At 71.4% G+C, this 19,821-nt stretch carries 18 protein-coding genes; 7 read left to right on the top strand and 11 right to left on the bottom strand.

Features of this window, described 5'->3' with window-relative positions; genetic code table 11:
• Positions 1-61 precede the first annotated feature (61 nt).
• Positions 62-2,065 (top strand): C1 family peptidase, encoded by a 2,004-nt coding sequence (locus WMF28_RS08340; RefSeq protein ID WP_437601575.1) that lies wholly within the window; start codon positions 62-64, stop codon positions 2,063-2,065.
• An 11-nt stretch (positions 2,066-2,076) separates the two neighbouring features.
• Here the strand turns inward: WMF28_RS08340 and WMF28_RS08335 are convergent, their stop codons facing one another.
• From WMF28_RS08335 to WMF28_RS08310, 6 genes are all read right to left on the bottom strand, one after another.
• Entirely contained in the window at positions 2,077-2,874 is a 798-nt protein-coding gene (locus WMF28_RS08335; protein ID WP_437601574.1) for a TetR/AcrR family transcriptional regulator, read from the bottom strand.
• Positions 2,875-3,018: 144 nt separating this feature from the next.
• Entirely contained in the window at positions 3,019-3,327 is a 309-nt protein-coding gene (locus tag WMF28_RS08330) for a hypothetical protein (RefSeq protein ID WP_437601573.1), read from the bottom strand.
• Positions 3,328-3,500: 173 nt separating this feature from the next.
• Entirely contained in the window at positions 3,501-3,947 is a 447-nt protein-coding gene (locus WMF28_RS08325) for an NUDIX hydrolase (protein WP_437601572.1), read from the bottom strand.
• A complete protein-coding gene (locus WMF28_RS08320; protein WP_437601571.1) occupies positions 3,944-5,587 on the bottom strand; it encodes a transglutaminase-like domain-containing protein in 1,644 nt (547 codons plus the stop codon). Before WMF28_RS08320 ends, WMF28_RS08325 begins: the two co-directional genes overlap by 4 nt.
• Before the next feature lie 104 nt (positions 5,588-5,691).
• Positions 5,692-6,942 (bottom strand): polynucleotide adenylyltransferase PcnB, encoded by a 1,251-nt coding sequence (gene pcnB / locus WMF28_RS08315; RefSeq protein WP_437601570.1) that lies wholly within the window; start codon positions 6,940-6,942, stop codon positions 5,692-5,694.
• Between the two features lie 405 nt (positions 6,943-7,347).
• Positions 7,348-8,307: a serine/threonine-protein kinase gene (locus WMF28_RS08310; RefSeq protein WP_437601569.1), complete on the bottom strand. Its 960-nt coding sequence runs from the start codon at positions 8,305-8,307 to the stop codon at positions 7,348-7,350.
• A gap of 384 nt (positions 8,308-8,691) precedes the next feature.
• Between WMF28_RS08310 and WMF28_RS08305 the strand changes: the two genes are divergently transcribed.
• Positions 8,692-9,726 (top strand): site-2 protease family protein, encoded by a 1,035-nt coding sequence (locus WMF28_RS08305; RefSeq protein WP_437601568.1) that lies wholly within the window; start codon positions 8,692-8,694, stop codon positions 9,724-9,726.
• Positions 9,727-9,738: 12 nt separating this feature from the next.
• On the opposite strand, the gene coaD is transcribed toward WMF28_RS08305, so the two are convergent.
• The 3 genes from coaD to WMF28_RS08290 form a co-directional block, all read right to left on the bottom strand.
• Positions 9,739-10,236, bottom strand: coding sequence for a pantetheine-phosphate adenylyltransferase (gene coaD / locus WMF28_RS08300; RefSeq protein WP_437488504.1), 498 nt, complete (start codon positions 10,234-10,236; stop codon positions 9,739-9,741).
• Between the two features lie 5 nt (positions 10,237-10,241).
• Positions 10,242-11,639 carry a tetratricopeptide repeat protein gene (locus tag WMF28_RS08295; RefSeq protein ID WP_437601567.1) on the bottom strand — a complete coding sequence of 466 codons (1,398 nt, stop codon included), beginning with the start codon at positions 11,637-11,639 and terminating at the stop codon, positions 10,242-10,244.
• 70 nt (positions 11,640-11,709) lie between these two features.
• On the bottom strand, positions 11,710-12,606 hold the full coding sequence (locus WMF28_RS08290) for a 3'-5' exonuclease (RefSeq protein ID WP_437601566.1): 897 nt from the start codon (positions 12,604-12,606) through the stop codon (positions 11,710-11,712).
• 317 nt (positions 12,607-12,923) lie between these two features.
• Here WMF28_RS08290 and WMF28_RS08285 point away from each other — a divergent pair, with 317 nt between their 5' ends.
• Positions 12,924-13,589 carry an HNH endonuclease gene (locus WMF28_RS08285; RefSeq protein WP_437601565.1) on the top strand — a complete coding sequence of 222 codons (666 nt, stop codon included), beginning with the start codon at positions 12,924-12,926 and terminating at the stop codon, positions 13,587-13,589.
• A 62-nt stretch (positions 13,590-13,651) separates the two neighbouring features.
• Here WMF28_RS08285 and WMF28_RS08280 read toward each other — a convergent pair whose 3' ends face one another.
• A complete protein-coding gene (locus WMF28_RS08280) occupies positions 13,652-13,945 on the bottom strand; it encodes a hypothetical protein (RefSeq protein WP_437601564.1) in 294 nt (97 codons plus the stop codon).
• Positions 13,946-14,239: 294 nt separating this feature from the next.
• Here WMF28_RS08280 and WMF28_RS08275 point away from each other — a divergent pair, with 294 nt between their 5' ends.
• Together WMF28_RS08275 and WMF28_RS08270 are read left to right on the top strand one after the other, a co-directional pair.
• The gene (locus tag WMF28_RS08275) at positions 14,240-14,905 is read left to right on the top strand and encodes an AgmX/PglI C-terminal domain-containing protein (RefSeq protein ID WP_437601563.1); all 666 of its coding nucleotides are present in this window, start codon (positions 14,240-14,242) and stop codon (positions 14,903-14,905) included.
• A gap of 28 nt (positions 14,906-14,933) precedes the next feature.
• Entirely contained in the window at positions 14,934-16,544 is a 1,611-nt protein-coding gene (locus WMF28_RS08270; protein WP_437601562.1) for a hypothetical protein, read from the top strand.
• Positions 16,545-16,753: 209 nt separating this feature from the next.
• On the opposite strand, the gene WMF28_RS08265 is transcribed toward WMF28_RS08270, so the two are convergent.
• Entirely contained in the window at positions 16,754-17,134 is a 381-nt protein-coding gene (locus WMF28_RS08265) for a histone H1 (RefSeq protein WP_437601561.1), read from the bottom strand.
• Between the two features lie 477 nt (positions 17,135-17,611).
• Between WMF28_RS08265 and WMF28_RS08260 the strand changes: the two genes are divergently transcribed.
• The gene (locus tag WMF28_RS08260) at positions 17,612-18,436 is read left to right on the top strand and encodes an OmpA family protein (protein WP_437601560.1); all 825 of its coding nucleotides are present in this window, start codon (positions 17,612-17,614) and stop codon (positions 18,434-18,436) included.
• A gap of 10 nt (positions 18,437-18,446) precedes the next feature.
• Positions 18,447-19,382 (top strand): Ppx/GppA phosphatase family protein, encoded by a 936-nt coding sequence (locus WMF28_RS08255; protein WP_437601559.1) that lies wholly within the window; start codon positions 18,447-18,449, stop codon positions 19,380-19,382.
• Positions 19,383-19,821: the final 439 nt, after the last annotated feature.

The raw sequence follows: 19,821 nt of genomic DNA, 5'->3' as shown, positions 1-19,821 counted from the left end.
AGCCGACTTTGCCAGGAGCGCCGCCCGTGCGACACTCGGCGACTTCACGAGATCGGAAACCATGATCGACTCCGAGCGTTTCGCCGAGCGTCACGGGGACATCACGACCGACGCGCGCGCTGACGTCCTCGATTTCCGCGACACCCTCTATCGTCCGACGATGATCGAGGTGCCTCCGGTCATGCCACCGGAGCGCTTCATGGACTACGGCGTGCCCGTGCTCGACCAGGGCAGGAACAACGGCTGTACCGGCTTCACGGTCGCCACCGTGGCCCACTTCCTGCTGCGCAAGCGCAAGGTCTCCCCGGAGTACGGCCTCGTGAGCCAGAACATGGTGTACACGATGGCGCGCCGATACGACGAGTACCCGGGCGAGGACGACGCGAGGGGCTCCAGCCTGAGGGGCGCCATGAAGGGCTGGCACAAACACGGTATTTGCTCTTGTGAGCAGTGGCCGTGGGACCCGAACGATCTCCACGGCACGCTCACGCCGGAGCGCGCCGCGGACGCGATGCTCCGGCCGCTCGGCCTGTATCAAAGGGTGAACCACAAGGACCTCCCGGCGATGCACAACGCCCTCGCGGAGGTCGGGATCATCGCGGCCTCGGCGCTCATCCCGTTCAACGGCTGGTATTACGGGACGCAGAAGAACGGCATCATCCCGCCGGTCGACAAGACGAACCCGTTCATCGCGCCCTGGGGCGGCCATGCCTTCGCGATCGTGGGGTATGACGCGGAGGGCTTCTGGCTCCAGAACTCCTGGGGCCCCGGCTGGGGCAAGAGCGGCTTCGGGCGGCTCTGTTACGACGACTGGCTCCAGTACGGCTTCGACGCGTGGGTCGGGCGGCTCGGCGTCCCCATCCGCCTGAGCCAGCCGCGCTCGCTGCGCCCGCTCACGTCCACGAGCCGCACGTTCGCCAGCCTGCGGCCGCACCTCATCAGCGTCGACATGCACGGTCAGCTCCAGCAGCGCGGGGCCTACGGCACGTCCTCGGAGGACGTCCGCATCATCATGGAAGAAGACTTCCTGAGCGCGACCGAGGGCTGGAGGCGCCGCCGGCTCCTGCTCGTCGCGGGCGGCGGGCTCCGCCGGCAGATCGACGCCATCAACCGGATGTCGCGCCTCCGGCCGAAGCTGCTCGGCCACGAGATCTATCCCCTGGAGCTCCTCTGGGACACCGACCACTACCCGCGCCTCCTCGAGATCCTCCACCGCGCCACGGAGGGTCGCCGCCACGACGGCTATGATCCCAGGGCGTTCGGGTTCATGATCGATCGGCGCGACGACGCCCTGGAGCCGCTCGTCCGGCGCATGGGCGGCAAGGCCGAGTGGGATCGCATGAAGCTCGCCGCGGGCGACGCGACGATGGACGCCGATCACGGCGGCCTCCGCGAGATGATCGGCCGCCTCGCGTCGCTGATGGACAGGGACCCGAGGATCGAGCTCCACCTGGTCGCCCACTCCAGCGGCACGTTCCTGCTCGCGCCGCTGATCCAGCTGGTCACCTCGGAGAAGGGCAGGAAGATCGAGGGCGGTCCGATGCGGGGTCAGCTCGGGCTCGGGCTCCCGATCGATTCGCTCTCCCTGCTCGCTCCGGCGAGCGCCATCGACGCGTTCCGCGACACGTACATGCCGCCGATCAAGAGCGGCATGGTCCGCCGGTTCGCCCTGTTCACGCTCACGGACGAGGCGGAGCTCCAGGACCACTGCGAGGTGTACGGCAGGTCGCTCCTCTACCTGGTCTCGAACGCGCTCGAGCGGCGCCCGCGGGTGCCCGGCACGAGCGGCGTCTCGCTGCTCGGCATGGAGGCGGGGCTCCTCGATCCGGAGAACGCCGACGTCCTCGCGCTCCTCACGGAGAACAGGGAGGATCGGCCCACCGTGTTTCCGCGGGCGGAGTGGATCAAGGGGCCCAACACGAGGCCCCCTCCCCACGGCTCGGAGGCGCGACGACACGAGGACTTCGAGAACGACGCGACCACGTGGAAGTCCGTCATCGCCCGCATCCTCAACCAGCCGTTCGCCGATCACCTGCCGCCGATGTCGGCGCGGGATCCGTGGTGAGCGCGCGCCCCTCACCCCTCCGGGCGGCGCCGCTCCACTGAGGTCATCCCGCGGAGGACCGGGGCGCCGAGCCGCTCGGACCCGAGCGGCGGCGCGCTCGCTCCGCTCAGGAGGATGGCAAACGAGGCCCGGATCTCCTCGCCAAAGTTGAGCCGGAAAAGGCCCATCTCAGGCCGGCTGCGGATATCGCGGATCACGTCGCTGGGGTCGCAGACCTGACGCATGCCAATGAGCAGGGCATACATGCGGACGAGGATCGGGCCGCCCTGCCCGGGCGTGAGCGACGGCAGGCACCGCTCGAGCAGCGCCCCGGTGCGCTCGACGTGAGCGAGGAGCGAGAGCTTGAAGCGGAGGCCGGCTTCGTAGCTGACGTTCTGCTCGAGGACGCTGTGGAGGATGGAGAGCAAGCGCGTCATCGCGTCGCGCGCCACGAGGGTCGTCGACAGGATCGAGGCGATGCCGGCCGCGGCATCCTGGGCGGGCGCCGCGGGCGCGCCGCGGCGCGCTCGCGAGGGTCGGGGGCGCGCCGCGGTCGCCTCGCCCTGGGACGCGCCGAAATGCGTCAGGCGGAACTCCACCTCATGGAACCACTTCGCGAGCTCTTGATCCACGACCGCGAGGAAGAGCTCCTCTTTGGTGGTGAAATAGAGGTAGAGGGTGCCCTTTGCGAGCCTTGTGCGCTCGGCGACCTGAGCCATGGTGACCTCGATAAACGGGGTCTCCTGGAACAGCTGCCAGGCTGCGTCGATGATGAGCCGCCGTCGCTCCTCCTTCTGTTCCTCCTTCCTCGCTCTTCGCGTCGAGCTCATAGGCTTACCGGTTTACGCTGTCTCCAGGAGCGCCGCAATGCAGACGCCGTGGTCGACCCCCGGCGAATTCGAGTTGACGGAAGCGCCACGAGCGTCCGACGCGCGCTCGCTCAGCCATTGCTTATGGCAGGGTAGCCGCGCTCATCACATTTCACCGGATACGGTCACACCGAACCCGTGCAGGCCGAGGAACATCGGGGCGATACCCGAGCGCGCCGCCCGCTCGACGGTCCTTGAGAGCGTTCGCGCCATCCGCGCCGCGAACCCGCCTGAGCTGGCGGGCGCGCCTCCCCGCGCGCCGGGCCGCGCGGCGGCGCGCAATGCGCGCGGCGCGGGCAGCGCGAAGAGGCCGGCGCCGTCGGTCTCGGGCCGCGCGAAGCAGAGAGGAGAAAAGAGCAGGGTCGCCGCCGCGACAACCACCATACCCTTCACGATCGCTGGACCAGCGCTCATCCCGACACCCACGTGAAACCTAGCGCTGTCGCCGGCGCATGTCGTGGGCGGCAGGGCGGCAAAATAACGTTGTCACCACACGACCTTGGACTCTCAACGTGGAGAGTCGCGCCTCGGGCGACATCCCGCCTCCGCGGCTGCGCCCAGTCGGGCTCTCCCCGCATCGCGAGATCTCAGCCCGCGGTCGCCATCGCCAGCGCCCGATGGATCACGCGGAGCGCGACGTCGGTGAGACCATAGGCCGGCAGCTCGGGGACTGGCACGAGGGCCACCTCGGAGGCGTCGTCGCCTGGAGCGAGGACACCTCCGGTCGGCTCGCACAGGTAATCGAGGATCACGTAGTGATACGGAATCTCCACGATCTCCACGACCTCCACGAGCGGGCCGACGCGGATCTCGAGGCCCGTCTCCTCGCGGATCTCGCGGGCGACAGCGTCTGCGAGCCGCTCTCCTGGCTCCACGCGACCGCCGGGGAGCGACCATGTGCCCTCGAGCGGGGGGTGAGCGCGACGGACGAGGAGCACGCGGGGCGCACCGGACGCGTCCGGGCAGCGCTCGATCACGACGGCGCCGACCGCCACGCGCGGGGGCTCCGGGGCGCGTTCCGGCGCATCCCTCACGGAGCGGTCGTCCCGGTGCGGCCGGCCTTGCAGCGGACGTCGCCCGGCGTCGCGACCGCGAGCTCGTAGTCGCCGAGCGCAAAGTCGCCGGGGATGACCACGGCCCCGTCGTAGCGGCCGCGCTCATCGGTCGACAGCGAGCCGATCGTCACGCCCTGCGGCGCGGTGTTCCCCGTCAGGATCACGTCGACGCGGACGTGCCCGCACGGCGCCCCGTCGCTGCTGACCTGCCCCTGCAGGTGGAGAGGAAAGCCGCGGCGGATGTCCTTGTCCAGCGCGGTCACGACAACGTCGGTGCGCGCCGCGCGCCCGGTCGCGTCGCTCGTGGACGTGGGCGCCGGCGGTGGAGGCGGCGGCGCGGCGGTGCTGCCACCGGCAGCGCCCGGGCCGGGCGGCCCCTGCTGCATCTGCTCGGCGCGCGTCCGCTCGGCGAGATCCTGGCCCGAGTCGCGCTGCTCCGGCCAGCTGTAGGGGTCCGGCGGCGGCACGTAGGGCGGGCGGCTCGGATCGACCTCTTGGTCCATGTTGAGGGCGGCGCCCCCGAGATCGATGCGGTGCCAGAGCGAGCCGTCGAAGACCTCGACCCAGGCGTGCGCCTCGTTGACGACCATCCGCGCAGGGATCCCGATGTGCAGGGCCGTGACGAGGAACGCGAAGGCGCGGTGGCGGCAGACGCCTTTTCGCGACAGCGCGAGGTCGAGATAGATGTCGCCGTTCCCCTTGGGCGGGTCGTCCGACGGGGTGAACGACCGGAAGTACTCGACCATCTTCTGCACGACGTCGCGCGGCCGCATCGTGGGCGAGATGCCGATCGCCTGGGCGACCTGCCGGAACGCCGCCTCGTGCGACGCCTCCTGCGGCGTGCGCGCGAGCACGCCCCAGTCGACGTCGGCGAAATCGCTGCCAAAGGTCGCGCGCGCGATCGCGAGCTGCACGACCATCCGGACGCGCGCGCTCTTCGTGCCGCGCACGAACCAGTTGTCGGCGCCGTCACGCAGCACGACGACCGGCGTGTCGGGGTTCACGTGCATGCGCACGAGCCGCGTGTCCGGCCCGACCGTCGGGATCCGGACCGGCTCGTTCGGCACGAGGTCGACAGAGATGTCGCCGTAGAAGGCCTCGTCGCCCGCCGCGACCAAGCTGTCGGCCTTGACGGTCTTCAGGCTTCGATGGCGGACGACGAGCGAGTAGTCCGCCCTCACCGCGTCGTAGGCTTGCAGCCGCTTGAACGGCGCGGTCGCCGGGGAGAACGGATCGTCGTAGCGCTCGACGTTCGGCCGGCGGGTGTCTCGATCCGGCTCGTAGGACGCCTCGGGACCGGCGTCGGAGCCGACGTTGCTGTAGACCTGCTGCTGGTTCGACGGCGGGCGCTGCGGATCGGGCGCCGTGGCCAGGCCGCTCGGCGTCTGGATCGCCGCCGGGAGCCCTCCGTCGAGCGTCGTCGTGGCGAGCGACACGTCCTCCGCCGGGTCCGGCGCGATGAACTCGTGCAGGAGCGACACCTGCGCGTCCGCGAGCGGCGACACGGCGCAGGCGAGCGCGAGCACGAGCAGGCCGCGCGCCCAGCCGCCGAGCCGGCGCCGGGACGCGGAGACAGCGGGCGGACGAGCAGGGCGCAGGCGCGCGGCCGGAGAGGACATCAGGGGGCTGTTATGAAACCAGAAACCCCGGCGATGTTCCACGCCGGCCGGTCCGTCCGCGCCCTCGTCACCGGCGTTCACCGTCGGCGACGGTCAGACGCCGATCAGCGCCGGTGCTGCACGGCATCGGCGTGGTGGCGCCGCGGCTGTGGGGCGGAGCGGAGCCGGTCGATCGCCTCGGTGGGCTCCCCGCGCGCGGTCAGCTCGGCGGCCAGCACGTCGAGGGCGGGCTGGAAGATGTCCGTCCGCGCGAAGCGGCCGGCGCGGCCGCCGGCCAGCCTCGGCAGGACGGCGACGATGCGGCGCATGCCGTCGGCGTAGCGGCGGGAGATGGCCAGCCGGTCGATGAGCGGCTCGAGGAAGTCGGCGACCGCCGCGGCGCGGTCGCGGACCCCGTCGCAGGCTTCCTTCATCGGCTCGAGGAGCAGGAGCGTCCAGAGCACCGTGTCGTCGAGCGGCTGGCCCGCGGCGGTGCGCCGGTCGACGTAGTCGAGCACGCGCCAGACGCGCTGGCCCGGGCCGTCGTCGCCGCGATCGTCGTAGAGCAGCGCCGAGACCTCCGGCAAGAGGACGTCGAGCACCCCCGTCTCCCACGCGATGTAGATGGTGCGGCGCGCCTGGCCGCCGCGCAGCAGGCGCAGGATCTCCTCCGAGAGGCGCGGGCGCGCTGCGAGCGCGAGCGCGTCGCGGCAGTAGACGACCGCATCGTAGACGTCCGGGGTGATCGCGAAGCCCAGCCGGCCGGCGAACTTGAGGGCGCGCAGGATCCGGATCGGATCCTCGCGGAAGCGCGTCTCCGGGTCGCCGATCGTGTGGACCACCTGGCGGCGCACGTCATCCATGCCGCCGACCCAGTCGAGGATCTGCCGCGCCTCCACGTCGTAGAAGAGCGCGTTGATCCGGAAGTCGCGGCGGACGGCGTCCTCGTGCGCGACGCCGAACGCGTTGTCGCTCCGGATGAGCAGCTCGCTCCCGTCCTCGGAGTCCTCCTTCGGATTGCGGCGGAAGGTCGCCACCTCGATGACCTTCCCGCCCTGAAAGAGGACGTGCACCAGGCGAAACCGCCGGCCGATGATGCGCGAGTTGCGGAAGAGCTCGCGGACCTCCTCCGGCCGGGCGCTGGTGGCGACGTCGAAGTCCTTCGGGCGGCGGTCGAGCAGCAGATCTCGCACACAGCCACCTACCAAGTAGGCTTGATGGCCATGGCGGACGAGACGACGCACGACTTTCTGGACGTCTGGATCGATCCGCGCCTCGTCGAAAACGACCTGGTAGCGACGCGGGGTGGGGATGTCTTCGTCGACGAACTCGACGCGGAACGGATCGGCGTCGAGGACGCCTGTGTCCGTCGGCATAGGCTCGCCTTCGGGCCCCGCGCGTAGCCCGGGGGCACTGCGGCTCTCATACATCGGGAGTTCGGCCTCTTGAATCGCCGCTGTTCCGTTTTCAGGAGATGGGGTCGCGCGACCCATAGTGAGCAACCGAGAAAGCACCAGGCAGCGCCTGGAGGGAGTGGAGGACGACTGGCGCGCGATGGTGGGATTCCAGGACTCCCTGGAGAGCCGACCCGCGCAGATGAGGCCCGCGCCCGCGGACCCCCGAACCGTGCCGGCTGGCTCGCCTCGGCCTGCGTCGGCCTGACGAGCGGATCCGGCTGTCGCCCGGAACAAGAGATGCTAACGGCCGTCTAGCAGGGCTTCGCCGTGAGAGCAAAGCCGAGGCGCAGGGAGACCGACGGAAGTCTCCGGAGCGAGCGGGCTTCACGGCTTGGTACCCCAGTGCCCGATCCCGGCGCCCGGCGGCGGGGCTGCGTCCGGCTGGGCGGCGAGCGGCGCCCCGGCGCTGGCCTCCGGCGTCGCGAGCAGCGCCTGCCGCAGCTCCGCCATCGAAGGAAACCGGCCGCGCGGGTCCTTCACGAGCGCCTTGCGCACAACGGCGTCGAGCTCGCGCGAGATGAGGAGCCCCGGGTGCAGCCGGTGTAGCGGCGGCGGCGGCTCGCGCGCGTGCTTCTCCGCGATCGCCGGGTACGGGCCCTGGAACGGCACACGGCCCGCGAGCATCTCGTAGAGCACGATGCCCAGGGAGTAGACGTCGGCGACGGGCGCCGCCGGAGCGCCCTGCGCCTGCTCGGGCGCCATGTACTCCGGCGTCCCGACGACCCGGGGGAGCCGCGCGCCTTCGCCCTGGCTTTCGATGAACGAGAACCCGAAGTCGAGCAGCTTGACGAGCTCGCGCCCGTCGGCAGCGTGCACGAGGAACACGTTCTCCGGCTTCACGTCGCGGTGGATCACGCCGGCGCGGTGCGCGGCCTCGAGGCCCGCGGCGAGGTCGGCGGCGATCCGAACCGCGCGCGCGGCGACGAGCCAGCACGTGAAGCCCAGCGTGTCGGCGAGATCGAGGCCGACGAGCGGCTCCATCGCGAAGCACGGCGTATCGACGGCGCGCTCGAGCGCCTCGACGCAGAGGACGTTGGGGTGGCGGACGCGCGACGCGGCGCCTGCCTCTCGCTCGAACCGCGCGACGACCCGCGGATCGTCGCGGAGCTCCGCCCGGAGGACCTTGACCGCGACGCGCGACGACGCGGCCTCCTGGGGCCAGCCGATGCGATCCGCGAGGTAGACGTGCCCGACCCCGCCGCTGCCGAGCAGCTGCACGACGCGGTACTTGTTGCAGAGGAGCCTGCCCACGAGCGCTTCGGCGGCGACGCGTGCGGGAGGCATGGGATCGAGCGTAGCGCAGTCGCGTCCGCCGAAGGGCAAAGGCGCGCAGAGGCAGCGCAGAAGAGAGCGCAGCCCGGCCCGACGCAGCAGGAGGTCCGCGCCCGCACCGACCGGCGGCCGCGGCGCGACCTCTTGCGAGGAGCCCAGGCCGGCGCGCTCGCTCCCGCCGACCGGGCTGGCTCCGCCGGAGGACGAGGACACAAGGGATGACGCGCGAAGTCATCCGGTGCCGCGCACGGGCCTGGCGGAGCCTGCTGGGGCCGCCATCGAGCGCCGCGGACGGGTCGCGCCGAACGAGGCGGCGCGCGGCGAGCTGCCCGCCCGGACGCAGGTGCGCGCGGATCGCTTGAGCGGCGACGAGGAGACGGCCACGCTTAGCGGCGCATGACCGACGATCGTCGATTCCCCTCCCCGCGCCGGCTCGACGTGGAGGCCGAGCTGGCTCCTGCGACGGCGAGCTCCCCAGGGCCGAGCGCTGCAGCCACCTCGCGTCCGCCTCCGCTTCGCTGGAAGAAGAACCTCGCGCTCTTTTGCCTGACGGTCGTCTCGGTGTTCGTCGCCGGCACCCTCTGGGCTCCGATCAGTCCGGAGGACGACAGCGTGCTCGCCCTCGTGAAGGCGCTGCCGCAGACGTGGCCGTTCGCTGTGCCTTTCCTGTCGATCCTCCTGGCGCACGAGTTCGGCCACTACTTCGCGGCGCGCGCGCACGGGGTCGAGGCGTCGCTCCCCTACTTCATCCCGCTCCCGGTCATCAGCCCGCTCGGCACGATGGGCGCGGTGATCTCGATGAAGGGCAGGATCAAGTCGCGGAACGCGCTGCTCGACATCGGCGCCTCCGGCCCGCTGGCCGGCCTGGTGGTGGCGCTCCCGGTCCTCTTCGTGGGCCTGATGCAGTCGGAGGTGCACGCCGCGTCGGGACCCGCGCTGCAGGAGGGGCGGAGCCTGCTCTACCTCCTGCTGAGGCGGCTCGCCGTCGGCCCGATCCCGGAGGGCCACGACGTCTTCCTCGGCCCCGCGGCGATGGCCGGGTGGGCCGGGCTGCTCATCACGGCGTTCAACCTCTTCCCGGTCGGCCAGCTCGACGGCGGGCACGTCGCCTACGCGCTGTTCGGCAAGCAGCAGGACCGCTACAGCCGCGCCGCGCATTTCCTGATGCTCGCGCTCTTTATCGGCAACGTCGTCTACTTCACGCGGCACTTCATCGCCGACGGGTTCTCCGACGCGCTCCGCGCCGGGGTCGCCAACGGGATGCCGTGGCTCACGTGGTTCGGCGTGGTCTACCTGATGCTGCGGATGGGCGGGCGGGAGCACCCTCCCACGGAGCCTGGCGAGCTGTCGCCGGCGCGCAAGGCGATCGCGGTGGTGACGCTGCTCCTCTTCGTGCTGCTGCTGATGCCGACCCCGTTCGGGACCTACTGAGCGCGCCGGCGCTCAGGGCTTCGCGGCGCCGAACTTCGCCCGCAGCGCGTCGCAGACGACGGCGGGCGCGTAGTGGCTGACGTCGCCGCCGTGGCTCGCGATCTCGCGCACGAGCGACGCCGAGACGAAGCCGTAGTGGGTGCGCGTCGGCAGGAACACCGTGTCGACGCCGGGGAGCATGTCCGCGTTCGCGTGGGCGATCTGCAGCTCGTACTCGAAGTCGGTCGCCGCGCGCAGGCCGCGGACGATCACCCGCGCGCCGACCCGCTGGCAGTACTGGATGAGCAGCCCCTCGAACGAGTCGATGCGCGCGTTCGTCACCTCGCTCGTGGTCTGGCGCAGCAGCTCCAGCCGCTCCGAGTAGGTGAAGAGCGGGTGCTTCGTCGGATGCCGGCCGACCGCGACGATCACCTGATCGAACAGCTTCGACGCCCGCTCGATCAGGTCGAGGTGACCGAACGTGATCGGATCGAAGCTCCCCGCATAAACCGCCAGCAGTTCCTTGGGCATGGCGCTCACTGGTCCGGCGTCCGCTTCGGAGCAGCCGCAGGCGGGGGCGACTTCGGCGCGGCCGCGGGCGAGGCCGGCGCAGGCGAGGCCGGCGCCTGGGGCGCAGGCGAGCCGATCGCGCCAGCGGGGCCGGCCCCATCCGCAGGGGCGGCGGGGGCCTGCCCTTCGTCGGCGGGCGCCGGCTCGCTGCCCTGGAGCACCTTGTTCATGGCGGTGTCGTCCTCGATCCACATGAGCCGCCCTCCGTCGCCGAAGGTGACGCGGAAGTAGGCGAGCAGCCCCGCGCCGATCACGCCGTCCAGATCGAGCTGGAGCTGCTTCTCGATCGCCTGGAGCGGCGCCCCGTACACGCCCGGGACCTTGGGGATCTCCAGCGCGCCGAGCCGCAGCATCGGCACGACGCCCTGCTTCAGCTTCTGCTCCGGATCCTGCTCGACCCGCTTCAGCCCGTCGGCCTCGAAGCCGGCCTTCTTCCAGCCCTCCTTGTCGAGCGCGATCGGGAACGTCATCGACGTGTCGATGAGCATCGGCCCCTGCACCGTCTTGTCGGGCCCGAGGCTGCTGCGCAGCACCATGCCGCCGCCCTTGATGAAGGCCACGTCGACGCGCGTCGCGTCGGGCGGCGCCGGCGGGGAGAAGCTGCGCACGACGAACTGCCGGCCGCCGTAGTCGATGGTCGCGTTGAGGTGCCGGATCAGGTTCACCCCGAGCAGCGCCTTGACCGGCGCGCCGATCTGCTTCGAGATGCCCGAGAGGTCCTGCGTGAGCGCCGGGACGTCGTTGACCTCGAGCTTCCTGTCGAAGCGGAGGGAGACCCAGCTCGGCTCCTTGCGCGTGCTGCTGTCGAGGACCACCTCGCCGGTGCCGGTCGACACCATCGCGAGCGCCGACTCGCCGTCGATCTCGACCGGGACGATGAAGAACGGAGCCGCGGGGTTGACGTGGGGCATCTCGATCGCCGCCAGGAGCGCGCCCGAGAGCGTGAACGGCACGCGCCCCGCCCCGCGCCGCGCCAGCTTCGCGATCGACTTCGCCCAGTCGTCGACCACCTCCGGATCGTCGAGCATCGCCTCGAGCTCGTCGGCGGCGGCGTCGAGGTCGCCCTTGTACCAGAGCGCGCGCCCGCGGAGCCCGGCGGCCTCGGAGCCTGCGACGCCCTTGAGGAGGCGCAGCGCTTCGGCGTAGTCGAGCCGGGCCAGCGCGATGCGCCCCGCGAGCAGGCGGGCCTCGGTGTCGCCGGGGGCGATCGTCAGCGCCTTCGCGACCGCATCGCGCGCGTTGTCGACGTCGGCGGACTGAAACTCCTGTCGAGCGCGGGCGAGCCACTTCTCCGCCGCCGGCGGGCGGGCGGACTCCGGGCCGATCATCGTCGAGCACGACGCGAGGAGGGTCGCGGTCAGCAAGCCGCCGAGGCGAACAGCGAGGGAGCTTCTCGTCGGCGCGTTTCGATTCGAATGGATTCGCACGTGGATCTCAGGCCCTTTGCCGCGTGCCGTCCGGGCCGATTTCTCCCGGCGAAATCGGCTCGATCGCCAGGATGCGATCGGCCCGTAGCTCCCGGCGGCTGCGCGACGGGAGCAGATAGCCGAGAACCCGGGGTGGGTCGAGGTCCGTTCGCACCCCCGTTACCCGTACCACGAGCTCCTCCGGCCCACGGCGCGCCGGCCGGTACCGCACGAGCACGGTGGCGGCATGCTCGGCCGCGTGCACCGCCGCGGCGACCAGCTCCGGGCGAGCGTGGCGCTCGCCGATCCGGACGTGCCACAGGTCGCGCGGCGTGCGCGGGGCGAGGACCTCCACGACCTTGCGGAACACGGCGCGCAGGGCGTGCACGTCGTCCTCGGCGCGGTGGGCGCGCTCGCGGTGCACGCCGAGCTCCCGGCAAAGGGAGGCGAGGCTGTGGCTCGGCAGGGCGAAGGCCCGGCGGGAGAGGACGAGCGTGTCGAGGTAGTGCGTGACGCGCTTCGCCCTCCCCGCCCGCGCGAGCTCCGCCTCCAGGAACGCGACGTCCCACGCGGCCGCGTGGGCGACGAGCACCGCGCCCTCGGTCACCCGATCGATGCGATCGCAGAGCTCGGCGAACGTGGGCGCGCCCGCGAGGTGCTGCGGATCGATGCCGTGCACGTGCGCGTTGCCGAAGACGCCCGGCTCGGGCCGCACGAGCGACGTGATCGCGTCCTCGCGCGTGTCCCCCCGCATCCGCTCGGCGCAGACCTCGATCACGCGGTCGCTCTCGGGGCGGAGGCCCGTCATCTCGAGATCGAGGAACACGAGCGGCGCGCGCTCGATCGGATCGTCCCAGGGCGAGCCGGTGGGCGGCTCTGCCCTGGTCGCCCGCTCCGGCCCCGCACCTTCGCGCTGCTCCGTCATCCGACCTGCTTCCCCACCACGGCGGCTCGACCCCGGAGACGACCGTCCCTTGACATGGACGCGTCTTAGCGAAACCGGCGCCCGACCGAAAGCGGTCCGCGGCGCGAGGCGCCGCCCGGCCCGCGAGGCACGGGCGCCGGCCTCCTGGCCCCGCGCGGGCCGCGGCGCATGGAGACGGCGCCCGAGCGTCGGCGGAGCGGGCGCGGTGTTCGGGGCGAGGCCCCGAGGCGCGCGCCGCATGGCGGCGGAGTTCCAGCAGAATTTCCTCGGTGCAGCACCGGATGTTCAAGGGGGCTTTCATTGCTACACTCCCCAGCGTGCCGGACGGGGTAGCTACAGTCCCGGGGGGCTCTCCTCACGAGGCGCTCGATCTCGGCGACGGATCTTCAGGGTTTCACCGCGAGCGCCGGACCGAGCCGCTCGATCTTCCCGTCCTCGTGGTGAACCGCTTCTTCCAGCCTGTGCAGATCACGACGGCGCGTCGTGCCTTCCTGCTGCTCTTCGGCGGCGCCGCTCTCGCCATCGATGAGCTCGGCGAGCTCCACGATTTCTCGGCCTGGCGAAGCTTGCCGGTGCGGGACAAGGACGACGGCCTCCCTGTGGTCGGCGGCTCGCTCCGCGTGCCGCGCGTCCTGCACCTCCGCCGCTACGAGCGCATGCGGCGCCCGACGATCCGGCTCACGCGAAAGAACGTGATGCTGCGCGACGCGCACCAGTGCCAGTACTGCACGCGCCGCCCGCCCGTCCGCGATCTCAACATCGACCACGTGCTCCCTCGGTCGCGCGGCGGTGAGGATTCCTGGGAGAACCTCGTGACCGCCTGCCGCACGTGCAATCTCCGCAAGGGCTGGCGCACGCCGGACGAGGCCTGCATGCGGCTCATCCGTCAGCCGCTGCCGCCGCGGTGGTCGGCGACCATGCAGATCCTGCTCGGCTTGCCGCACTCGTTCGACGAGTGGAACCCCTTCCTCAAGGCCGGCTGACCGCCCCCCGCGCGGGCCTCGCCGCGACGGCCGACGGAGGCTGGCGCCGACGAGGCGATCGTTCACGGGATCACGGTGAGTCGCCCCTGCTCGTCGCAGGTGGCGACCCCTCTCCACCCGTCCTCGGTGCAGAGGAAGAAATCGATGCAGCCGGTCCAGCACGCGGCATCCGCGCATGTCTCGGCGGCTTCCGCCGGGCAATCCGGCAGCTGCAGCGCGGGCGTGCAGCCCCGCGCCTCGCCGCTGCGGTCGAGCGTCACGCTCTCGCACGCGCCGTCCGTTCCGCCGCCCGCGCCCGCGTCCAGCGCAGGATCGCCCTGTCGATACGCAGCGGGCGACCTCCGTCCAGGCGCCATCGAGGCAATCGTGGAGGGCGCGGCAAGCCGCGTCGTCGCAGCTCCCCCCTCGGCCGATCGGGCACCCTCCCTGGGGGATCTCCCCGCACAGCTGCGGCTCGGCGATGGGATCGCAGCCTGCCGGTGCAGCGGCGGCCGCGGCGCCAGCGATGAATGACAGCGGAATCTTCAAGGCAGCCGTGAGGAGACCTCGGATTGCCGGCGCGCGGGGGAGAAAACCACAAGGCGCCTCGCCTCCGCTCATCCGAACCGTTTAGTATGCGCGCCATGCGTCCCTGCGCCACTGCCAGCGCCGTGTTCACCGGAGTCCTCCTCGCCGCGACGCTGTCGCTGTCCGGCGCCTGCTCGAGCGGCACCGCGCCGCCCTCGCCGCCGGACAGCGCGTCGCTCGGCGCATCGCCCACGCCGGCATCGCAGCCGGCCACCGCCGCAGACCCGGGCGCCGCAGACCCGGGCGCCGCAGGCCCGGGCGCCGCAGGCCCGGGCGCCACCGACCCGGGGGCTGCCGCGCCGGCGCTGCCGGACAAGCCTGCGGCTCGCAAGAAGGCGCCCGAGACGGTCGAGGACTGCAAGGTGATCGCCTCCGAGATCACGAACGAGCCGCCGGAGGGCGGCGTCGTGATGAACAACGCGATGACGTCCGCCGACGCGGGCTCGAGCGATCGGCTGCAGCCGCTCGTCGACGCGATCAAGGCCAGGCGCGACGGCTTCCGCTGCTGCTTCGATCTCTACGCCCGCAAGCACCCGGGCGCGCAGGGCAGGATCACGTGGCAGCTCAAGCTGAAGCCCGACGGCACCTTCGAGGAGGCGACCATCGTGCGCGACAAGAGCGACGTGACCGCGCCGCAGGTCGAGTCCTGCATGGCGGAGCTCGCGAAGTCGACCACCTGGGCGCGGTCGCCGAGCGGCAAGGAGACCGTGCTGACCTACCCCTTCGACTTCAAGCGACGCAACTACTAGCGGCGCGCCGCCGCCGAGGAGCACGTCTGTGTCGAGCGACGCTTCGGGGATCCTGCGCGGCTCGGGCTACCCCGGCCGCAACGCCTACGCCGAGCTGCTCCGCGACACGCGCGGCCTGCGGCGGGAGCAGCAGCAAGCCCGCGAGGCGTGGTTCGCGCGCCTCGCGGCCGACAAGAAGGACGAGACGCTCTTCGAGCTCGAGATCCTCCTGAAGGGCGTCGCCTGCTTCGCGAACCCGCGGAACCACCCCGGCGCCGCGCAGCGCCAGACGATCGTCAGCCACGACTTCCACGAGCACCTCCAGCACGCGCGCGACGGCATGGCGCGCGTGGTCCAGCTGACGCGCGCCATGCTCGGCGATCGCGACCGCGCCTTCGTCTTCCAGCGCTACCTGGAGACGGTGATGCCGGAGGACACCGCGCGCACGCGGCTCCTGCACGCGACGATGGCGCAGGAGTCGCCCGAGTCCAGCCTCTTCGTGCTGCGGCACGGGTTCACGAACCTCATCGAGGTCGCGGGCGGGCTGCTCCGGCTGCCGCGGGTCAGCTTCAGGCTCTTCTACGCCCACCTCGCGACGGCGATGCGCGAGATCGCTCAGAGCACGTTCTTCAACCCGCTCCACGCGCTCGAGTTTCGCCCGGAGTTCGATCGCATCGCGTCGACGCAGGTGCTCGAGCTGATCCATCGCGTCCCCGGCGAGCAGGCGCACCGCCTCGTGGCGCTCACGTTCCTCGCGCTGTTCAGGATGCTCCGGTACCTCCGGCTGCTCGACGCCCTCGCGCTCGATCACTCGGATCACCGCGTCGCCGGTCGCGGGTACCTCGTGCTCGCGGTCTTGCGCAGCGACGCCCGCGCGCTCTCGAACTACCTCCGGCGCCGCGCGGGCGCGCTGCTCGCGGACAGCTACGAGCGCGATCTCCTGCGCGTGCCCGCGAGCGACATCGTCGCGCGCCACGACGAGCTCGCCGCCGAGGGCCACCGCCTGCTCTCCACGAAGGCCGCCCTGACCGGGCTCGCCGCGAACCTGCGGCTCGAGATGCGCCGCGCCTTCGAGCACGACCTGCCGCCCGCCGACGCGCTGGTGAGCGAGTCCGAGTACCGCGTCCGCCTCCGCGCCGTCGCGCACGGCCTCCGCCCCGCGCTGCAGAACGCGATCCTGTTCATCGGCAGGTCGCTCGACGCGAAGCTCGAGGAGGGCCGCGTCTTCGACGATCAGGCGGCGCGGCGGTCGACGAGCGATCGGCTCCGGCGCGACGTGTGGATGTTCGCCCAGATCGCGCGCGCGTTCGCGAGCAAGGCACGCACCACCGGCCCGGCGCCCGATCGATGGACGGGCATCGCGAGCTTCGCGTTCGTCCGCGAGTTCCTCTCGTACTTCCGGGCGATGGGCTACCCGCTGCTCAGGGTGGGCGACTATCCCCGCGTCGACGCGTTCATCTCGGCGATGACGGCGCTCGAGGAGAGCGACCTGCTCGATCCCCAGCGGCTCGACGCCGCCATCCGCGAGTGCGAAGCGTTCTTCGAGTTCCTGATGAAGCTCTTCGAGCAGATCTCGAAGCGCGAGGATCTCGCCGGCGTCCCGTTCGATCGCAAGGGCGCCACGCGCGCGCTCCGCCTCTACCTCGGCGAGCGCACCTGAGCGCTCGCCGAGCGCCGTCGCCGCGATCGCGGGCGGCGGTGCATCGCGGGGACATCATCCACCCGCGCGCCCGACGGTCTGGCTCGGCGCCGGATCCGCGGCGTCCTCACCCCCCGAACATCATATAAGACGGATTGTCTCGTCGCGGCCGGTGGGCCCGCGCGCGGCGCCTCGAGCTGTTGAGAAACGCGAGGCGCGCCTTCTGCGCCTTATTCCGACTCGTCGGACGGCCCGGCGCTCGCGGGAGCCGGCGCCGGCGTGCTCTTGCGCGTGCCGCGGGTACTCGCACCCTTGGCGGGAGCTCGCTTGGCAGCGGCGCGTCCGCCACGAGGCGAGGCCGCCTTCTTCGGAGCAGCCGCGCGCTTGCCGGCGGCCTTCGCCTTGCGCTTCGGAGCGGCCTTCTTGGCGGCGGGCTTCTTGGCGGCCGCGCGCTTCGGGGTCTTCTTGGCGGCCGCGCGCTTCGGGGCGGCCTTCTTCGCTGCCTTCCGCGCCGGCTTCTTCGCGACCTTCCCGGCCTTCGCGGCGGCCGGCTTCTTGGCCGACTTCGTCACCTTCTTCGCAGGCTTCTTCGCGGTCTTCTTAGCAGCCATTGGAAATCCTCCTGCATTCGCCCCGGCACGGCGGACATCGCCCAACGTCGTCGCCGCTACAATTCACTCACCGAGGCAACAGATGTTGCACGACGTATATTGCCACGCATGGTGATGGTCAAGGAAAATCTTGCAGGGCCTAAACCGATGTATCCCATGTGTTCCAGGCAAACTGGTCCGCAAGCGTTGCGAGGGTAAACGCCGGATCAGGCCGTGGTGAAAACAACCAGACCGCACTGGACAACAGATTTTCGTTGACAACCTCTACAACGTCTGTCTTGGCCCTCTGCGCTCCTTCCCGGCGATCGCGCGCCCCCACGGCGCGGCGAGCGGCGCCGGAGAGCTCATGGTCGCACGGAGCACCAGCGTTGCGCAGGCTCTAGAGAGCCTTGTGCGGCGCCATTCGCCTCGCTACGGTCGCGCCGCCTGCGCGGCGCCCCTCATGGCCGAGCGCCTCGCGGCTCTAGGAGGAAAGGTATGTTGGTTCGTCGCTCGACGTCGTGGGTGCTCCTGGGCGCAACGCTCCTCGCGGGCTCGGGGGCGCTCGGATGCGGCTACTCGGAGGAGGAGATGCAGGCGAGGGTCCGCGAGATCGAGGGCCTGAAGACCCAGCTGAGCGCCGAGCAGGCGCAGAACAAGAAAGCCAAGAGCGAGCTCGACGAGGCGGCGGCCCGGATCGAGCAGCTCAAGTCCCAGCTCAAGGCCGCGGGCGTCGACATCTCCAACCTGAACGCGAACCTCGAGCAGCAGGCCCGGGCGCTCGAGGACTTCCGCCGCCGCGCCCAGCAGCTCGAGGACATCAAGAAGCGCTTCGAGGTCCTGCGGGACAAGCTCCAGGCCCTCACGAAGCTCGGGCTCAACGTGACCGTCCGCAACAACCGGATGGTCATCCAGCTGCCCGGCGACGTCCTCTTCGACTCGGGCCGGGAGACGCTCAAGAAGGAGGGCCACGACATCCTGCTCAAGGTGGCCGAGGTCATCCGCAACGACGCCGGGCTGTCGGCGCGCTCGTTCCAGGTCGCCGGGCACACGGACAACGCGCCGCTCGCGGGCGGCCGCTTCAAGGACAACTGGGGGCTCAGCGTCATGCGCGCCCGCGAGGTGCTGGCGTTCCTGCTCCAGCCCGAGGACAAGGGCGGCGGCGGGCTCAAGCCCGAGCGGTGGAGCGCCTCGGGCTACGGCGACACCGACCCGGTGAAGGCCAACGACACCCCGGAGAACAAGCAGGCCAACCGGCGCTGCGAGCTCGTGGTGCTGCCGAACGTCGAGGAGATGCTCGACCTGAAGACGCTCACCCAGTGAGGCCTCGCGGATGAGCGTCGCGGCCATCGACATCGGGACCAACTCGGTCCTCCTGCTCATCGCCGAGCGCCGCGGGGGCGAGCTCGTCGCGCTCGCCGAGCGCGCGACCATCACCCGCCTCGGCCAGGGGGTCGACGCGGCGCGCGCGCTCGCGCCCGACGCCGTGGAGCGGACGCTCGCTTGCCTCGCCCGGTACGGCGAGGAGCTGAGGTCGCTGGGGGTCGAGCGCGTGGACGCCGTCGGGACCAGCGCGATGCGCGACGCCGCCGGCGGGGAGGAGTTCATCGCCCGCGCCCGCGGGCTCATCGGCGTCGCGCCGCGCGTCATCTCCGGGCCGGAGGAGGCGGAGCTCACGTACGCCGGCGCGCTGACGGGGCTCGATCTGCCGGCCCAGGGTCCCAGGATCGTGTTCGACGTGGGCGGCGGCAGCACCGAGATCATCGTCGGCAGCGCCGGCGGGGCGGTGGAGGGGGCGGTGAGCCTCGACATCGGGAGCGTCCGGCTGACCGAGCGTCACATCCGGGCGGATCCGCCGACCAGGGAGGAGCTCGAGGCCGTCCGCGCGGACGCCCGGGCCGCCCTGGCGACTGTCCCCGCCGTGACCCTGCTCGCCGCGCCCACCCTTGTCGGCGTGGCGGGGACGGTGACGACCCTCGCCGCGCTCGTGCGCGACGTCGTCCCCTACGACAGCGCTCGCGTGCACGGCGCGCGGGTATCCGGGGCGGAGGTCGTGACGATCACGTCCCGCCTCGCCTCGGTGCCGCTCGCCGAGCGCAGGCAGCTGCCCGCCCTGGATCCGGCGCGCGCCGACGTCATCGTGGCGGGCAGCGTGCTCATCGAGGAGATCCTCGCGTGGGCCTCGCGGCTCGCCGGAGCGCCCGTCGATCTCATCGCCTCGGATCGCGGCGTCCGCTGGGGGCTGGCCGAGCGGCTCTGTACCGCCTGAGTCCCCTGGCTCGTTTGAAGCCTGGACGGATATTGCACCAGGCGCCGTTGTGTCCGCCACATTTTCGACCCATCCCACCCAGGTCAGGTCCGCCGCCTCTCCCGGAGAGGCCCGCTCTGCCCTAAGCTAGGCGGCGTCAGTCAGCGTGCATCCACGCGGATGCCCCATCGGTACACACTGTGCCCCCGTCCGATCCCGAAAGAAAAACCAGAGCGATCTCGCTGCGATGGGTCCGCCACGGGGATTTTCGTTGACGTATCTGGGCCGGCTCACTAGAGTGCGCGCGCCTGGCGCAAACCGGCTCTTTCTCAAGAGGGCCGTTCCCCCAACCTCAATCCCTTCCGCCCGGAACCGTCCGCTTCTACCGCCGCCGCTCAAGCTTCCACTGTGCATGCCGGAGCACCGGCCCCTCGCGGGTCATGGCGGTGGTGCTCTCGCT

The sequence above is a fragment of the Sorangium sp. So ce590 genome (genome assembly GCF_051521365.1).
Lineage (GTDB): Bacteria > Myxococcota_A > Polyangia > Polyangiales > Polyangiaceae > Sorangium.
Note: the sequence above shows the minus strand (reverse complement) of the source record. Positions and strands in the feature narration are given on the sequence as shown.

Coding starts and splice junctions, on each gene's coding strand:
- WMF28_RS08340 (WP_437601575.1), top strand. CDS start 62: ATGATCGACTCCGAGCGTTTCGCCGAGCGTCACGGGGACATCACGACC.
- WMF28_RS08335 (WP_437601574.1), bottom strand. CDS start 2,874: ATGAGCTCGACGCGAAGAGCGAGGAAGGAGGAACAGAAGGAGGAGCGA.
- WMF28_RS08330 (WP_437601573.1), bottom strand. CDS start 3,327: ATGAGCGCTGGTCCAGCGATCGTGAAGGGTATGGTGGTTGTCGCGGCG.
- WMF28_RS08320 (WP_437601571.1), bottom strand. CDS start 5,587: ATGTCCTCTCCGGCCGCGCGCCTGCGCCCTGCTCGTCCGCCCGCTGTC.
- pcnB (WP_437601570.1), bottom strand. CDS start 6,942: ATGCCGACGGACACAGGCGTCCTCGACGCCGATCCGTTCCGCGTCGAG.
- WMF28_RS08310 (WP_437601569.1), bottom strand. CDS start 8,307: ATGCCTCCCGCACGCGTCGCCGCCGAAGCGCTCGTGGGCAGGCTCCTC.
- WMF28_RS08305 (WP_437601568.1), top strand. CDS start 8,692: ATGACCGACGATCGTCGATTCCCCTCCCCGCGCCGGCTCGACGTGGAG.
- coaD (WP_437488504.1), bottom strand. CDS start 10,236: ATGCCCAAGGAACTGCTGGCGGTTTATGCGGGGAGCTTCGATCCGATC.
- WMF28_RS08290 (WP_437601566.1), bottom strand. CDS start 12,606: ATGACGGAGCAGCGCGAAGGTGCGGGGCCGGAGCGGGCGACCAGGGCA.
- WMF28_RS08280 (WP_437601564.1), bottom strand. CDS start 13,945: ATGGCGCCTGGACGGAGGTCGCCCGCTGCGTATCGACAGGGCGATCCT.
- WMF28_RS08265 (WP_437601561.1), bottom strand. CDS start 17,134: ATGGCTGCTAAGAAGACCGCGAAGAAGCCTGCGAAGAAGGTGACGAAG.
- WMF28_RS08260 (WP_437601560.1), top strand. CDS start 17,612: ATGTTGGTTCGTCGCTCGACGTCGTGGGTGCTCCTGGGCGCAACGCTC.
- WMF28_RS08255 (WP_437601559.1), top strand. CDS start 18,447: ATGAGCGTCGCGGCCATCGACATCGGGACCAACTCGGTCCTCCTGCTC.